This window comes from Citrobacter sp. FDAARGOS_156 (assembly GCF_001559235.2).
Classification (GTDB): Bacteria; Pseudomonadota; Gammaproteobacteria; order Enterobacterales; family Enterobacteriaceae; genus Citrobacter; species Citrobacter youngae.
On the sequence record NZ_CP014030.2, the window covers coordinates 1,138,962 to 1,155,033 of the forward strand.

Here is a 16,072-nt window from a genome sequence, read left to right on the forward strand (position 1 = left end):
GAACCTTCCAACTTATAATTTTTGACTCCGCACCGCGGGGCGTTTGAGATTTTATTATGCTAATCAAATTATTAACGAAAGTATTCGGTAGCCGTAACGAACGTACGCTGCGTCGTATGCGCAAAGTGGTCAACGTCATCAACGCGATGGAACCGGAGATGGAAAAACTCTCCGATGATGAGCTGAAAGCGAAGACCGCTGAATTCCGCGCCCGTCTGGAAAAAGGTGCCAGCGTGGAAAGCCTGATCCCGGAAGCATTTGCGGTAGTCCGTGAAGCGAGTAAGCGTGTGTTCGGTATGCGTCACTTCGACGTTCAGCTGCTGGGTGGTATGGTCCTCAACGATCGCTGTATCGCAGAAATGCGTACCGGTGAAGGTAAAACACTGACCGCAACGTTGCCAGCCTACCTGAACGCATTAAGCGGGAAAGGTGTACACGTGGTTACCGTGAACGACTACCTGGCTCAGCGTGATGCCGAAAATAACCGCCCACTGTTTGAGTTCCTCGGTATGACCGTAGGTATCAACATGTCAGGTCTGCCGGCTCCGGCCAAGCGTGAAGCTTACAATGCTGACATCACTTACGGTACCAACAACGAATACGGCTTTGACTACCTGCGCGACAACATGGCGTTTAGCCCGGAAGAGCGCGTTCAGCGTAAACTGCATTATGCGCTGGTCGATGAAGTCGACTCCATCCTGATCGATGAAGCACGTACTCCGCTGATCATTTCCGGCCCGGCTGAAGACAGCTCGGAAATGTACAAGAAAGTGAACAAAATCATTCCAAACCTGATCCGTCAGGAGAAGGAAGATTCTGACACATTCCAGGGCGAAGGCCACTTCTCTGTCGATGAGAAATCGCGCCAGGTTAACCTTACCGAACGTGGTCTGGTTCTGATTGAAGAACTGCTGGTGAAAGAAGGCATTATGGATGAAGGCGAGTCGTTGTACTCTCCGGGCAACATTATGCTGATGCATCACGTGACTGCTGCACTGCGTGCACATGTGCTGTTCACCCGTGATGTAGACTACATTGTGAAAGACGGCGAAGTTATCATCGTCGACGAACACACCGGACGTACCATGCAGGGGCGTCGCTGGTCCGACGGCCTGCACCAGGCTGTTGAAGCCAAAGAAGGCGTAGAAATCCAGAACGAAAACCAGACGCTGGCTTCTATCACCTTCCAGAACTACTTCCGCTTGTACGAAAAACTGGCCGGTATGACCGGTACAGCAGATACCGAAGCGTTCGAATTCAGCTCTATCTACAAACTGGATACCGTAGTGGTACCGACCAACCGTCCGATGATCCGTAAGGATTTGCCGGATCTGGTGTACATGACCGAAGCGGAAAAAATTCAGGCGATCATCGAAGATATTAAAGAGCGTACCGCGAATGGTCAGCCGGTGCTGGTGGGGACTATCTCCATTGAGAAATCTGAAGTGGTCTCTAACGAACTGACCAAAGCCGGTATCAAGCATAACGTGCTGAACGCCAAGTTCCACGCTAACGAAGCAGCAATCGTCGCACAGGCGGGCTATCCTTCAGCCGTGACCATTGCCACTAACATGGCGGGTCGTGGTACGGATATCGTGCTGGGCGGTAGCTGGCAGGCAGAAGTCGCCGAGCTGGAAAATCCGACAGAAGAACAAATCGCACAGATTAAAGCTGACTGGCAGGTGCGTCACGACGCGGTGTTGGCCTCCGGTGGTTTGCACATCATTGGTACCGAACGTCATGAATCTCGCCGTATCGATAACCAGCTGCGTGGCCGTTCCGGTCGTCAGGGGGATGCGGGTTCTTCTCGTTTCTACCTGTCGATGGAAGATGCGCTGATGCGTATTTTTGCCTCCGACCGCGTGTCTGGCATGATGCGTAAATTGGGTATGAAGCCAGGTGAAGCGATTGAACATCCATGGGTAACCAAAGCGATTGCTAACGCGCAGCGTAAAGTAGAAAGCCGCAACTTCGACATTCGTAAGCAATTGCTGGAATATGATGATGTCGCCAACGACCAGCGTCGCGCAATCTACACCCAGCGTAACGAACTGCTGGACGTATCTGACGTTAGCGAGACCATCAACAGCATCCGTGAAGATGTCTTCAAAGCAACGATTGATGCCTATATTCCGCCGCAGTCTCTGGAAGAAATGTGGGATATCCCGGGTCTGCAGGAACGTCTGAAAAATGATTTCGACCTCGAGATGCCGATTTCAGAGTGGCTGGATAAAGAGCCTGAGCTGCACGAAGAAACGCTGCGCGAACGTATTCTGGCAAACGCCGTAGAAGTTTATCAGCGTAAAGAAGACGTTGTGGGCGCAGAGATGATGCGTCACTTCGAAAAAGGCGTGATGCTGCAAACTCTCGACTCCTTGTGGAAAGAGCACCTTGCGGCGATGGACTATCTGCGTCAGGGTATCCACCTGCGTGGTTATGCGCAAAAAGATCCGAAGCAGGAATATAAACGCGAATCCTTCTCTATGTTTGCATCAATGCTGGAATCACTGAAGTACGAAGTGATCAGCACCCTGAGCAAAGTTCAGGTGCGTATGCCTGAAGAAGTAGAAGCGATGGAGCAGCAGCGTCGCGAAGATGCTGAGCGTTTAGCGCAGATGCAGCAACTGAGCCACAAAGATGATGAGTCTGCTGTCGCAGAAGAGCTGGCGGCACAAACCGGCGATCGTAAAGTGGGACGTAACGATCCGTGCCCTTGCGGTTCCGGTAAAAAATACAAACAGTGCCATGGCCGTCTGAGCTAAGAAAATAACTCACTGAAAAGGCGCAGAATTCTGCGCCTTTTTTATGGACGATAAATATGAAAGTACTGCAAATCGCTGTTGGAATTATTCGTAATAAGCACAACGAGATTTTTATCACTCAGCGTGCCGCCGATGCTCATATGGCAAATAAGCTGGAGTTCCCCGGCGGAAAAATAGAAGCGGGCGAAACGCCGGAACAGGCGCTGGTTCGCGAGCTACAGGAAGAAGTTGGTATTACGCCGACTCAAAGCTCATTGTTCGAAAAGCTGGAGTATCAGTTTCCGGACAGACATATCACGCTGTGGTTCTGGCTGGTTGAAAGCTGGGAAGGAGAGCCATGGGGAAAAGAGGGGCAGCCAGCGCAGTGGATTGCGCAAGCCGCTCTGAATGCGCAGGATTTCCCGCCCGCGAATGCGCCGGTCATTGAAAAGTTGATTGCTGGCTAATGGTGTTGTAGGCCGGATAAGGCAACGCCGCATCCGGCAAATTATTGCGGGGACGCAACGCTTATCCGGCCTGCCGTTGTCGCTGAATTACTTCTGCTCTTCGCTCCAGTCATCGCTTTCTGACAGATCGCCGGAGCTTGGGATACGCTTCTCTTCCGCGGCCCATTCACCCAGGTCGATTAACTGACAACGTTTGCTGCAGAATGGACGAAACGGACTGACTTCTGCCCACACGACTGCTTTACCGCAGGTTGGGCAGTTTACGATAGTTTGTTCAGACATCTTAACTCCTTAACAGCACGCCAGATCGAAATCGAGGCGCTCAGGCACCTGACCATTCTCGCTATCCAGTGGCATAAAGCGAATGGCAAAGCGGCTCTTATGACCCGATATTTGCGGATAAAGCTGCGAAGCGAGCGGCAACTGTAAACGCAGTAGGTCTGCATCATCGCCGTTGTCCTGGTAAAAACCATTCAGGCTGGTTTGCTTACGAAACGGTGCTGAGTTGCGGATTAAATCCAGGACCAGAGACAATGCCTGGTTGAGCGGGTTCAGGCTGGCAAGCCAGGTCTCAACCTGTGTGTCACGCTGAGTCTGTGACAGATGCAGCCAGATATGTAAAGTCGGCAAATCAAAACTGCAGCATCCGCCGGGAATACTTAAACGCTGACGAACAAGGCCAATCAGACGGTCTTCACGCAGGGTTTGTCCGATGCGCGGGGCAGAAATCAGAATACTGCCCGCACTTTTTAATTGCTGACGTAAAGAGTCGATTCTGCTTTGATCGACGCCGGGAACTTCAACCCAGGCCTGAAGTTTTCGCTGCTGTCTTTCCAGCTCTTTGAGGAGTTCAGTACGGACTTCGCCACGTTCAAATACATCCAGTAAATCCCCCACATTGCGGAAAAAATGCAGTGCACCTGCGTGATCCACAATGGGCAAATTAATGGAGAGTTGTTGGATCAGAAACTCAATGCGCAACCATGTACGCATCTTCTCATTGAGAGGGTGTTCAAAAAGGACCTGGGTGTGCATTACGGTTTTTCCTGTGAGACAAACTGCGACGCGAATTGCAAATAGAGTGCGTGCAGGCGGGCGACATCCGAGACGATAGCATCCGGTGCGCCATTATTATCAATAACATCATCTGCCACGGCAAGGCGTGCTTCACGTGTTGCCTGGGCAGCCAAAATTTGTTCAACGTGCTCGCGCGTAACATCATCGCGCTGCATGGTTCGCCTGAGTTGAGTCTCAGGGGTGACATCCACGACGAGTACACGATCGGCTTTTTTATACAGCGCGTTTTCTACCAACAAGGGGACGACCCATAACAGATAAGGAGAGGTCGCTTGCTGAAACTGATGCTGTGTTTCCTGCTGAATAAGTGGGTGGAGCAAGGCATTTAGCCATTTTTTCTCATCAGGATCGGAAAAAATGCGTTCGCGTAAAATGCGTCGCTGCAACGATCCGTCTGTGGCTATCACCTCGGAACCAAAATGTTCTGCAATCGCCTTAAGGGCGGGTGTGCCGGGTTCAACCACCTGGCGCGCAATAATATCTGCATCAATGATGTTTATTCCGAGGTCAGCGAACGCATTTGCAACGGTACTTTTACCACTGCCAATGCCGCCGGTTAAGGCTACCGTATACCTCATAGATGCAGATCCTGGAGTTTAAGTTTGATTATCAAACAGTTAAAAGTTAAGCGTGCGAAGGCGAGGCTGCTGCAGGATTAACCTACTATTCGCCAGGTAAATTTATGGGATTGTAGCGTAAAAAAAGAGAATTTCGCAGTCTTGCGCGGCATTGATTAGTGCGTATGATAGCGTCACTGGAGTTGTGAGTTTCGATTTTTCGCCATTAACCCCAGGAATCCGCACATGCGTATCGAAGAAGATCTGAAGTTAGGTTTCAAAGACGTTCTTATCCGCCCTAAGCGTTCTACTCTCAAAAGTCGTTCCGATGTTGAACTGGAACGTCAATTCACCTTTAAACATTCAGGTCAGACCTGGTCCGGCGTGCCGATTATCGCCGCGAACATGGACACCGTTGGGACGTTTGCCATGGCAACGGCGCTTGCCTCCTTCGACATCCTGACCGCTGTGCATAAACACTATTCTGTTGAAGACTGGGCCGCTTTCATTGCAGATTCCTCAGCCGATGTACTGAAACACGTGATGGTTTCAACCGGGACGTCGGACACTGATTTCGAAAAAACCAAACAGATTCTGGCATTGAATCCAGCGCTGAACTTTATCTGCATTGATGTGGCAAATGGCTATTCAGAGCATTTTGTTCAGTTTGTGTCGAAAGCACGTGCGGCCTGGCCGACAAAAACGATCTGTGCTGGCAACGTGGTCACCGGCGAGATGTGTGAAGAACTGGTGCTTTCCGGTGCTGATATCGTCAAAGTGGGCATTGGCCCAGGTTCTGTATGTACCACCCGCGTAAAAACCGGCGTTGGCTATCCGCAGCTTTCTGCCGTCATTGAATGTGCTGATGCAGCGCATGGCCTGGGTGGTATGATTGTCAGCGACGGTGGCTGCACAATGCCGGGTGATGTGGCAAAAGCGTTTGGCGGTGGTGCGGACTTCGTGATGCTCGGCGGCATGCTGGCCGGCCATGAAGAAAGCGGCGGTAAAATCGTTGAAGAGAACGGTGAGAAATTCATGCTGTTCTACGGGATGAGCTCTGAGTCTGCTATGACGCGCCATGTTGGTGGTGTTGCTCAGTATCGTGCAGCTGAAGGTAAAACCGTTAAGCTGCCGCTGCGTGGCCCGGTTGATAATACCGCTCGCGATATCCTTGGCGGACTGCGTTCTGCTTGTACTTATGTCGGTGCATCCCGTCTGAAAGAGCTGACCAAACGTACAACGTTTATTCGTGTACAGGAACAAGAAAACCGCGTTTTCAATAGCCTGTAAGAACAGGTCGTACTGTTAAACACCTGATGGCGCACAGCTTATCAGGCCTACGCTCATGCTCTGTGTAGGCCTGATAAGGCGTTTATGCCGTCATCCGACATTTAAATTTATCCCACACCACTCATTGCATCTCCCAGATGAAAAATCGGTAGATACATTGCCACAACCAGCGTACCGATAATCAACCCCGTAATGACAAGCAAGGCTGGCTCAAGTAATGACGCCAAATTTTCGGCCTGAGATAGCGTGTACTCGCTGTGATGTCGGGCGAGGTTTTGCAACATCGCATCCAGAGAGCCGGAAGCTTCACCGGTTCTCACCAGTTGCAAGCAAAGTGGACTAAATTCACCGCTATTTTTAAGCGCCAGCCATACCGGCTTCCCGGCACTGATATCGTGATGCACCTGTGCCAAACGTTGGGACCAATAAGGGCAGTTAAGGGTTTCAGTGACACTCTCCAGACCTTGCAGAAAGGGAATGCCCGCGTTTTGTGTTAATGCCAGTACGGTGAAGATCTGTGTAAGTTTTTGCCCCCTGACCATCGGCCCGATGATGGGGAAGTGCAGCAGTATTTTCTGACGCAGAATAAGCCAGTAGGGTTTCTGCTTTATCAACCCGTATGTTGTTCCCAGCACCAGGCAGAGCAACCCTGCCAGCCATCCCCATCGACTGCTGTAGTGTGCCGCGGCCATAATCCACTGAGTGAGCGTCGGTAGCGGGGTGTTGAACGTGCGATAGATGGCGGCAAATTCAGGTAACACAAAATGCAGCATCGCCAGCACGACCATTATCGCCATGGCAAGAATGATAATGGGGTAGCGTAGTGCTTTTTTGACTTTATCAGCGAGTTGCTGTTGGTTTTTTTGCTGACGGGCAAGTTCAAAGCAGCAGTCATCCAGTTTGCCCGTTAGTTCTCCGGTGCGGATCATTGTCTGGTACAGCGGGGGAAATACGTGTTGCCACCGCGAAAGCGAGGCTGACAGCGCAATGCCTTGTTCCATATCGTAAGCCAGCGTGCGCAGTAATGCCTGCCACTGGTTGCTGGGATGCTGTTCAGCAAGCAGAGTTAACCCAGCGGAAAGCGTCAATCCCGCTTTAAGCAGTGTTGCCAACTGGCGTATGGCTTCGGCACTGTTTGCTCTGCTCCAGTGCGAGGTTTTAACGCGCATCCGGTTAATGTGAATTGGCGTAATCTGCTGCTGTTCGAGCACAAACAGGAGCGATGGTCGGGTATCAGCCCATAGCATCCCTGCTACAGGTTGACCTTCGTGGGTTATTCCTTGCCAGCGCCAGAGGTGTTTAGTTGGCATGGGGCGTGCCCAGTACGCGGATCAGTTCTTCAAATGTCGTTAACCCTTGTTCCACAGCCTGACAGCCATCCTCGAAAAGAGTACTCATGCCCGCTTGCTGAGCATCCGATTCCACAACGTCTGCGGATGAACCATCGGCAATACGTTGCCGCAACGCAGGCGTAATGGGCAGTACTTCAAACAGAGCGGTTCGACCATAAAACCCGTGATAGCAGTGTTGGCAACCGGGTGCCTGCCAACGCGGTAGTGGCGTGGGCCAAAGTGTTGCCGGGAGTGTTATGGGAGTATCAAGTCGTCGCCGACAATGTGGGCATAATTTTCTGACTAATCGCTGCGCAACTATTAATGTCAGCGCGGAGGCAATCATCCAGCGTGCCACCCCCATTTGCTGCAGGCGTATCAGTGTTTCACTGGTGGAATTGGTATGCAGTGTCGAAAGAACCAAATGACCGGTTTGTGCGGCTTTCAGGGCAATCTCAGCTGTTTCGCCGTCGCGGATTTCGCCTACCATAATAATGTCGGGATCCTGGCGCAGTAGTGCACGTAATACACCCTGAAAATTAAGTCCGGCGCGGGGATGGATTTGTGTCTGATTGAGTCCTTCAATGGGGATCTCGACCGGATCTTCTACACTACAGAGATTCACATCGGGGGTGTTTCGGGTTTGTAGCGCACTGTACAGGGTAACCGTTTTGCCGCTCCCGGTCGGCCCGGTGACCAGAATCAAACCCTGTGGTTGCTGTAATGCTTGTGAAAACGCAGCCAACTGTGCCTCATGCATGCCCAGTGCGTTGACCTCCAGCGTTTGATTAACCTGATGAAGCAGGCGTAGCACTACTTTTTCACCCCATCGGCAAGGCAGCGTGGCGATGCGAAACGAAATGGGGTCACCTGAAATCTCCACGGTAAATTGTCCATCTTGCGGGAGTCGGTGCTCGGCAATATCCAGACTGCCTAATACCTTTAATCTTGCAGTGAGAGCAATGCCCATCTCGGTTGTGACTTCCGGTAATGTGTGTAGTACGCCATCCACACGTATCCTGATCCGGTAGTGATTCTCCGCAGGTTCAATATGAATATCAGAAGCCCGTTGTGCCAATGCGGATTGAAAAACATGGTTCAGCAACCCTGCGGCAGTTGCGCTGCTTTCTGTGATGATGGCCGGGAGCATTTTACGCGGCGCGTGTGTGTGGCCCTCCATTTGCTGACGCGTCCAGCACACAATATCGATGCGTCGGGTCGTGGCAAAATGCAGTGCATCCAGCAGTTCGTGGGAAGGGGCATCCACAACGGCGATATGCACCGCGTCATTGTCTGCATCCAGTAATATGGCCTGATAGCGCTGGCACAGCGCCGTTAGTTGGGTGGTATTCATCTCTTTTCCTTAGTTGGCATCAAAACGAAAAACGTCTTCGCAAGCCTGTTGCAGCGCGCTGTCATTCTGGATAGAGCAGTTGCGATTCCAGCCCGTTATGCCGTTGGCGTTGTCCCAACCCGGCGTCATGGTGATGCTTAGCCCGTTCAGGCTTTCCTGCCCGCTGAGGCTGACCACGCCTTTTTCCACGCTCATACCTGAGACATAGCGGGTGGTGGTCACAGAGGGGATGCCATTTGTTCCGGCATCACAGGTTTCTGTTCCGCCGTGCTCCAGCGCGCAGAGTTCGACGGCAGTACGGTAGGGGACAAAGGTTTGCAGCATGTCTGTCAGCGCGGCTTTGCGCAGATAGTTTTGATAAGCGGGGATGCCGATAGCGCTGAGGATGGCAATGATGCCAATGACCACCATCAGTTCGATAAGCGTGAAGCCTCGTTGTTTGTTCATTGTTGATTTGCTCCTTGAGTTAGCTGGCGCTACTTTGGCAAATCGAAGGGATTTTAGGCGAGGGGCAAAAAATAGAACGAGAAGGCCGGTTCAGATGAATGTTACGAAATTACAGAATCAGACAACGTATTTGCGAAGACGCTCGAATAAACTGCCGATCGGCGGCGTATACGGCTGGGGGCTGTAGGCCCGATACGCGAAGCGCCATCGGGCAGAACAGTCAGCGATTAGCGAAAACGCATCGAGAGGTCGAGCGCGCGAACGTGCTTGGTCAGCGCGCCCACAGAGATGAAATCCACGCCGGTTTCCGCGAATTCGCGTAGCGTTTCATAGGTGACGTTACCAGAAACTTCCAGACGCGCCTGGCCGTTGGTACGTTTGACCGCTTCGCGCATTTGGTCGGTTTCGAAATTGTCGAGCATGATGATGTCCGCCCCGGCTTTCAGCGCGTCGTCCAGTTCATCCAGGCTTTCTACTTCGACTTCAACCGGCACATCCGGGTGCAGCCAGAAGGCTTTTTCCACGGCCTGTTTCACCGAACCAGACGCAATAATGTGGTTTTCCTTGATCAGGAAAGCGTCAGAAAGCCCCAGACGATGATTTGCGCCGCCGCCGCACAATACCGCGTATTTCAGCGCCGTACGCAGCCCAGGCAGGGTTTTACGCGTATCCAGCAGCTGGGTTTTTGTCCCCGCCAGCAGGTCGACGTATTTACGGACTTCACTCGCTACGCCAGACAGCGTTTGCACAAAGTTGAGTGCGGTACGTTCACCGGTCAGCAGTACGCGGGAAGGGCCGTCCAGTTCAAACAGCGGCTGATTAGCCTTAATGCTGTCGCCATCTTCGACATGCCAGGTGACGCTGACATCATCGCCAGCCAGTTGAATAAAGACCTCTTCCACCCAACGCTTCCCACAAAAAACGCCATCTTCACGGGTAATTACGGTAGCGTGGGAGCGCATATCTTCGGGTAAAAGCTGTGCGGTGATATCGTTATTGGCATCAACTTCTCCGCCTAAATCTTCACGCAGCGCCTGAGCGACAGCGGCAGGGATATCCAGATTTATGCGTTCCAACAGCGCGTCACGTCGGTAGTCAGGGTTATAGCGGCGAGGCGGCATGATAAAACTCCAAATTGCTAACGAATCATAAGGTGGAAACATGCTACCCTGAACCTGATATGAGCACCACCAATAAGGAGATTCTGCATGTTGTTAGACGAGGGCTGGCTGGCAGAGGCGCGACGCGTTCCCTCTCCGCATTACGATTGCCGCCCGGATGACGAAACCCCTTCTTTGCTGGTGGTGCATAATATCAGCCTGCCACCCGGTGAATTTGGCGGCCCATGGATCGACGCGCTGTTTACGGGCACGATTGATCCCAATGCCCATCCTTATTTTGCCGGAATCGCCCATTTGCGCGTTTCTGCCCATTGTCTGATCCGCCGTGATGGTGAGATCGTGCAGTATGTCCCCTTTGATAAACGCGCCTGGCATGCCGGCGTCTCGAGCTATCAGGGCCGCGAACGCTGTAATGATTTCTCAATTGGTATTGAGCTGGAAGGGACGGATACGCTGGCTTATACCGATGCGCAGTACCAGCAACTGGCTGCCGTGACGCAGACGCTGATTCAGCGTTATCCGGCGATTGCCAGTAACATGACTGGGCATTGCAATATTGCGCCCGAGCGTAAGACCGATCCCGGGCCCTCATTTGACTGGGCAAGGTTTCGCGCCCTGGTCACCCCCTCGTCGCACAAGGAGATGACATGACGCTGTTTACAACATTACTGGTGTTGATTGTTGAACGCCTGTTTAAGCTGGGTGAGCACTGGCAGCTTGATCACCGGGTTGAAGCTTTTTTCCGCCGGATTAGGCATTTCTCGATGATGCGTACGGTAGGCATGACTCTTATTGCGATGGGAGTGACGTTTCTGCTACTGCGCGCACTTCATGGACTGCTGTTTAACGTTCCGTTGCTGGTGGCGTGGATCTTAATTGGCTTGCTGTGCATCGGCGCTGGCAAGACACGTCTTCATTATCATGCCTATCTGAACGCGGCGGCTCGCGATGACGCTCACGCTCGTGAGGCGATGGCCAGCGAATTGACGCTGATTCATGGCGTGCCGCCGGACTGTGATGAGCGTGAGTTTTTGCGTGAACTGCAGAACGCGCTGTTATGGAACAACTTTCGCTTTTATCTGGCGCCGTTATTCTGGCTGATTGTCGGTGGCCCGTGGGGACCGGTGACGCTGGTGGGTTATGCTTTTTTACGTGCCTGGCAGTCCTGGCTGGCGCGCTATCAGACGCCGCATCAGCGTCTGCAGTCGGGTATCGATGCAATTCTGCATGTGCTGGACTGGATCCCGGTGCGCCTGGCGGGCGTGGTCTATGCACTGTTAGGACACGGCGAGAAAGCGCTACCGGCCTGGTTTGTCTCGCTTGCGGATATGCATACTTCGCAGTATCAGGTGTTGACGCGCCTGGCGCAGTTCTCGCTGGCGCGCGAACCCCATACCGATAAAGTCGAAACGCCAAAAGCTGCCGTTTCGATGGCAAAGAAAACTTCGTTTGTGGTGGTGGTGGTCATTGCGCTGCTGACCATTTATGGGGCATTAGTATAGCGTTGTGCCGGATGGCGCTAACGCTTATCCGACCTACAATGAAAAAACGTGTAGGCCCGGTAAGCGTTAGCGCTACCGGGCAGTGCAACGGCTTAGTTCGTATCAGCAGGCGGCACGCCAAAATCTGGCATGCCGTTTTCGTCCCAACGCACGAGTTTCAGACGAGTGTGGCGGTTTGGGTCGTACAGCGGATCGCCTTCGATTTCGGTGTAATTTCTCGCGTGGTACACCAGCACATCTTCACCTTCCGGCGTTTGCGTAAAGCTGTTGTGTCCTGGGCCGAACTGGCGGTTTTCGTAGCTGGTGGTAAAGACCGGGCGCGGTGATTTGTGCCAGTTCTGCGGGTTGAGTGGATCGGCGTTGAGGTCAATCCACAATAATCCCATACAGTAATTCTCATCGGTGGCGCTGGCGGAATAGCTGATGAACAGCTTGTCGCCGTGAACCATGACGGCCGGACCTTCGTTGACCCAAAAACCCCGGCATTCCCAGTCATATTCTGGATGGCTGAGCATCACTGGCTCGCCTTTAATCGTCCATGGATTTTCCAGCTCAGCGAGGTAGATATTGGAGTTCCCGGCGATATCGGGCGATTTCTGCGCCCACAGATACCACTGTTTTCCCTGATGGTTAAAGGTTGTGGCATCAAGCGCGAAGGTATCAAACTGGGTTTTTATTTGCCCCTTTTCAACCCACTTACCACTTAGCGGATCGGCATCTGCGCACTCCAACGCAAACATGCGATGCTGGAACATACCCAACGTATCGAGCGCCTGTGTGTGGGTGGCGGCAAAATAGATGTACCACTTACCTGCCAGATGATGGATCTCAGGTGCCCAGATGAGTTGGCTCATGGGGCCGCTTTCTGGTTTGCGCCAGACGACAACGGGTTCCGCGGTGCGTAATTCCCCCAGAGAGTCTGCCCGGCGGATCTCCAGGCGATCGTATTCGGGCACTGAAGCAATGAAATAGTAGTGGCTACCGTCACGTAAAATAAACGGGTCGGCACGTTGTTCAATAAAGGGGTTAGGCCACTGATTCATCAGGCTTTCCTTACGGTTTCAGTTGTTTTTATCTCGTGGTATTCATTCAGTTCACGGTAATTGGCGCGGCGCTTTTCTAAATCTGTCTGGATTTGCTGCATGAACTCGCGGTCAACTTTCAGCAGGCGAACCACGCCTGCAGTAATCAGGTAGCCTACGCCCGGAATAATAGTGAACAACAGCATAATGCCGTTAATCGCGGAGTCGCTTTGCGCTTTAGCGCCTGCATCGTAGCCGTACCAGGAAAGCAGGAAGCCCACCATCGCGCCGGCAATCGCCAGCCCCAGTTTCAGGAAGAACAGGTTGCCGGAGAAGCTGATCCCGGTGATGCGTTTACCGGTTTTCCACTCGCCGTAGTCATCGACATCCGCCATCAGCGACCAGTGCAGCGGGGATGGGATCTGATGCAGGATGTTGAGCAAGAAGTAGAGCACCATAATCATCATGGTGGCTTTCGGATCGAAGAAGTAAAATGCGGCGGAGAAAATCGCCAGGATGATGTTGGTCCAGAAGAAGACTTTCAGTTTGCACCAGCGATCGGTTAATACCTTCGCGAGCATACTGCCGATCATCATGCCGACAACGCCAAGGCTGATAAACAACGTTGCGAACTGTGTGCTTTGCTGCATAACCCAGGTGACGTAGTACATGGTGGCGGCCATACGAATAAAGCCCGGACAGACGTTGCACAAGGTTAATAGCAGGATTTTCACCCACTGATCGTTCTTCCACACGTCTTTCAGATCGGCTTTCAAATCGTCGTTCGTGGGTACCGCAGGGCGTACACGTTCGCGCACGGTCGCGAAACAAAACAGGAACATGCACATACCAATGAAAGCCAGCACGGCCATCGCCATCTGATAGCCTTTGGCTTTATCTTCCCCGCCAAACCAGTCTGCCATTGGCAGTAGCGTGAGTGAGAGTAGCAGAGTTGCAATCCCGACCAGCACGAAGCGATACGACTGGCAGGCGACGCGTTCTTTCGGATCGTTGGTGATGACGCTACCGAGTGAACAGTAGGGAATGTTAATTGCTGTATAGGTAATAGAGAGCAGGAAGTAGGTGACAAACGCATAGATAACTTTGCTGTTATACGTCCACTCCGGAGTGGTAAACATCAATACGCTGAATAATGCGTAGGGGAAAGCCATCCACAGAAGCCATGGACGAAACCGACCATATTTACTGCGGGTACGATCGGCCATTGCACCCATGATAGGGTCAGTAACGGCATCAATAACGCGTACAGAAAGCAGCAATACGCCGACAAGTGCAGGCGCAAGACCAAAAATATCTGTGTAAAAATAGTTAACAAACAGCATGATAGCGCCGAATATGATGTTGCATCCGGCATCGCCCATTCCATAGCCGATCTTTTCTTTCACCGACAGCTTTCTGGTTTCCATCAAGCGCACTCCATTAATGTGATATGGAGAGAATTATTGTCTGGTGTTGGTGTTTTTGCGTTGCAGGATAGCGCCGCTGATATGGACTAAACAGTCATCTGTGGGAAAGTGTGAGGCAGGTAACAACCCCCACCTGGTGCAGGTGGGGGGAAGGATTAATGCGCTTTCACGGCACCGGCTGTTTTCTGTTTGCACAGATAGCCAATGCCAAGAATGGCAATCCATACCGGGATCAGGTAAACAGAGATCGCCATGCCCGGCGTCATCAGCATAATCACCAGTACTGCAGCCATGAAAATCAGGCACACCCAGTTACCCAGCGGATAGAGCAGTGCCGGGAAGCGGGTGGTAACCCCCTGCTGCTGTTTTGCTTTGCGGAACTTCATGTGCGCCAGGCTGATCATTGCCCAGTTGATCACCAGGGCGGAAACAACCAGCGCCATCAGCAGGCCAAAGGCGGATTCTGGCGCCAGATAGTTGATCAGCACACATAGAGCCGTAACCAGCGCGGAAACCAGAATGGTGTTCACCGGTACGCCGCGTTTGTCGACGTTCATCAGCGCTTTTGGCGCGTTGCCCTGTTGAGCCAGGCCGAACAGCATACGGCTGTTACAGTAGACACAGCTGTTATAGACAGAAAGGGCAGCGGTCAGCACCACGATGTTCAGCGCATTGGCAACAAAGGTGTCGCCCAGTTCGTGGAAAATAAGGACAAACGGGCTGGTATCAGCCGTAACACGCGTCCATGGCATCAGGGAAAGCAGTACAGCCAGCGAACCCACATAGAAAATCAGGATACGGTAAATGACCTGGTTGGTGGCTTTAGGAATGCTTTGCTCCGGGTTATCGGCTTCTGCTGCGGTGATCCCGACCAGCTCCAGCCCACCGAAAGAGAACATAATAATTGCCATCATCATTACCAAACCGGTGAAGCCGTGCGGCAGGAAGCCACCCTGGTCCCACAGGTTACTGACGCTGGCCTGCGGCCCGCCGTTGCCGCTGAATAGCAGCCAGCCGCCGAAGATGATCATCGCGACTACGGCAATGACTTTAATAATGGCAAACCAGAACTCCATCTCACCGAACACTTTCACATTGGTCAGGTTAATGGCGTTAATAATCACGAAGAAGGCGGCCGCAGAGGCCCAGGTTGGGATCTCCGGGTACCAGAACTGAATGTATTTACCGACGGCCGTCAGCTCAGCCATGGCAACCAAAACGTACAGCACCCAGTAGTTCCAGCCAGAGGCGAAACCTGCGAAACTGCCCCAGTATTTATAAGCAAAGTGGCTAAAGGAGCCTGCTACCGGCTCTTCAACCACCATTTCACCTAGCTGACGCATAATTAAAAAGGCGATAAATCCGGCGATAGCGTAACCCAGAATAATACCCGGCCCTGCAGACTGAATAACGGATGCGCTCCCGAGGAATAACCCGGTACCAATCGCGCCACCCAGCGCGATAAGCTGTATATGGCGGTTTTTAAGGCCGCGCTTTAGCTGATCGCCATGCTGTTGACTTTCCATCATGAAACCTCGTGTGTGGTTTTACTCTTCATCTTTCGAGTACTTATATTTTGAACCACGCAGTGACGCGTGTGTAAGTTTGCAATTCCGTTTGTTGTATTAATTTATTTACAGCAATGAATTATGAAATGTTGCCTAAAGACTTTTGTCTTGATCAGAATAATGTTATGCGAGCGCGAATGCACCTGCTTTATGCGGCGTGAGAGACGA

At 52.2% G+C, this 16,072-nt stretch carries 15 protein-coding genes; 5 read left to right on the forward strand and 10 right to left on the reverse strand.

The annotated features are described in order from the left end of the window. Nucleotides 1-56 precede the first annotated feature (56 nt). Together secA and mutT are read left to right on the forward strand one after the other, a co-directional pair. Nucleotides 57-2,762, forward strand: a complete 2,706-nt coding sequence (gene secA, locus AL515_RS05565; protein WP_061067248.1) for a preprotein translocase subunit SecA — start codon at nucleotides 57-59, stop codon at nucleotides 2,760-2,762. 56 nt (nucleotides 2,763-2,818) lie between these two features. Then, complete coding sequence (mutT, locus tag AL515_RS05570; protein WP_048212688.1) at nucleotides 2,819-3,208, forward strand: 8-oxo-dGTP diphosphatase MutT; 390 nt, start codon at nucleotides 2,819-2,821, stop codon at nucleotides 3,206-3,208. A gap of 87 nt (nucleotides 3,209-3,295) precedes the next feature. Here mutT and yacG read toward each other — a convergent pair whose 3' ends face one another. Genes yacG through coaE form a run of 3 tightly spaced genes read right to left on the reverse strand, consistent with a single transcriptional unit; the run spans nucleotide 3,296 to nucleotide 4,863 of the window. Continuing rightward, nucleotides 3,296-3,490, reverse strand: a complete 195-nt coding sequence (gene yacG / locus AL515_RS05575; RefSeq protein ID WP_005124648.1) for a DNA gyrase inhibitor YacG — start codon at nucleotides 3,488-3,490, stop codon at nucleotides 3,296-3,298. 9 nt (nucleotides 3,491-3,499) lie between these two features. Beyond that, on the reverse strand, nucleotides 3,500-4,243 hold the full coding sequence (zapD, locus tag AL515_RS05580) for a cell division protein ZapD (RefSeq protein WP_048212687.1): 744 nt from the start codon (nucleotides 4,241-4,243) through the stop codon (nucleotides 3,500-3,502). Then, nucleotides 4,243-4,863 carry a dephospho-CoA kinase gene (coaE, locus tag AL515_RS05585; protein WP_061067249.1) on the reverse strand — a complete coding sequence of 207 codons (621 nt, stop codon included), beginning with the start codon at nucleotides 4,861-4,863 and terminating at the stop codon, nucleotides 4,243-4,245. The genes zapD and coaE overlap by 1 nt, the downstream gene beginning before the upstream one ends. A 225-nt stretch (nucleotides 4,864-5,088) precedes the next feature. On the opposite strand from coaE, the gene AL515_RS05590 reads away from it, so the two are divergent. Continuing rightward, nucleotides 5,089-6,132: a GMP reductase gene (locus AL515_RS05590; protein WP_040229985.1), complete on the forward strand. Its 1,044-nt coding sequence runs from the start codon at nucleotides 5,089-5,091 to the stop codon at nucleotides 6,130-6,132. A gap of 107 nt (nucleotides 6,133-6,239) precedes the next feature. Here AL515_RS05590 and hofC read toward each other — a convergent pair whose 3' ends face one another. The 4 genes from hofC to nadC form a co-directional block, all read right to left on the reverse strand. Next, nucleotides 6,240-7,442: a protein transport protein HofC gene (gene hofC, locus AL515_RS05595; protein ID WP_061067250.1), complete on the reverse strand. Its 1,203-nt coding sequence runs from the start codon at nucleotides 7,440-7,442 to the stop codon at nucleotides 6,240-6,242. Then, nucleotides 7,432-8,817 carry a type II secretion system protein GspE gene (gene gspE / locus AL515_RS05600; RefSeq protein ID WP_061067251.1) on the reverse strand — a complete coding sequence of 462 codons (1,386 nt, stop codon included), beginning with the start codon at nucleotides 8,815-8,817 and terminating at the stop codon, nucleotides 7,432-7,434. Before gspE ends, hofC begins: the two co-directional genes overlap by 11 nt. A 9-nt stretch (nucleotides 8,818-8,826) precedes the next feature. Next, nucleotides 8,827-9,264 carry a prepilin peptidase-dependent pilin gene (gene ppdD, locus AL515_RS05605; protein ID WP_061067252.1) on the reverse strand — a complete coding sequence of 146 codons (438 nt, stop codon included), beginning with the start codon at nucleotides 9,262-9,264 and terminating at the stop codon, nucleotides 8,827-8,829. Between the two features lie 227 nt (nucleotides 9,265-9,491). Next, on the reverse strand, nucleotides 9,492-10,385 hold the full coding sequence (gene nadC, locus AL515_RS05610; protein ID WP_048213473.1) for a carboxylating nicotinate-nucleotide diphosphorylase: 894 nt from the start codon (nucleotides 10,383-10,385) through the stop codon (nucleotides 9,492-9,494). 87 nt (nucleotides 10,386-10,472) lie between these two features. Between nadC and ampD the strand changes: the two genes are divergently transcribed. Both ampD and ampE read left to right on the forward strand, forming a co-directional pair. Continuing rightward, nucleotides 10,473-11,036: a 1,6-anhydro-N-acetylmuramyl-L-alanine amidase AmpD gene (ampD, locus tag AL515_RS05615; RefSeq protein WP_061067253.1), complete on the forward strand. Its 564-nt coding sequence runs from the start codon at nucleotides 10,473-10,475 to the stop codon at nucleotides 11,034-11,036. Next, nucleotides 11,033-11,887: a beta-lactamase regulator AmpE gene (gene ampE / locus AL515_RS05620; protein ID WP_061067254.1), complete on the forward strand. Its 855-nt coding sequence runs from the start codon at nucleotides 11,033-11,035 to the stop codon at nucleotides 11,885-11,887. Before ampD ends, ampE begins: the two co-directional genes overlap by 4 nt. Before the next feature lie 92 nt (nucleotides 11,888-11,979). Here the strand turns inward: ampE and AL515_RS05625 are convergent, their stop codons facing one another. From AL515_RS05625 to aroP, 3 genes are all read right to left on the reverse strand, one after another. Further along, nucleotides 11,980-12,930: a glycoside hydrolase family 43 protein gene (locus AL515_RS05625; protein ID WP_061067255.1), complete on the reverse strand. Its 951-nt coding sequence runs from the start codon at nucleotides 12,928-12,930 to the stop codon at nucleotides 11,980-11,982. Beyond that, nucleotides 12,930-14,336 (reverse strand): glycoside-pentoside-hexuronide (GPH):cation symporter, encoded by a 1,407-nt coding sequence (locus AL515_RS05630; protein WP_048212679.1) that lies wholly within the window; start codon nucleotides 14,334-14,336, stop codon nucleotides 12,930-12,932. Before AL515_RS05630 ends, AL515_RS05625 begins: the two co-directional genes overlap by 1 nt. A gap of 155 nt (nucleotides 14,337-14,491) precedes the next feature. Then, complete coding sequence (gene aroP / locus AL515_RS05635; protein ID WP_086523581.1) at nucleotides 14,492-15,865, reverse strand: aromatic amino acid transporter AroP; 1,374 nt, start codon at nucleotides 15,863-15,865, stop codon at nucleotides 14,492-14,494. Nucleotides 15,866-16,072: the final 207 nt, after the last annotated feature.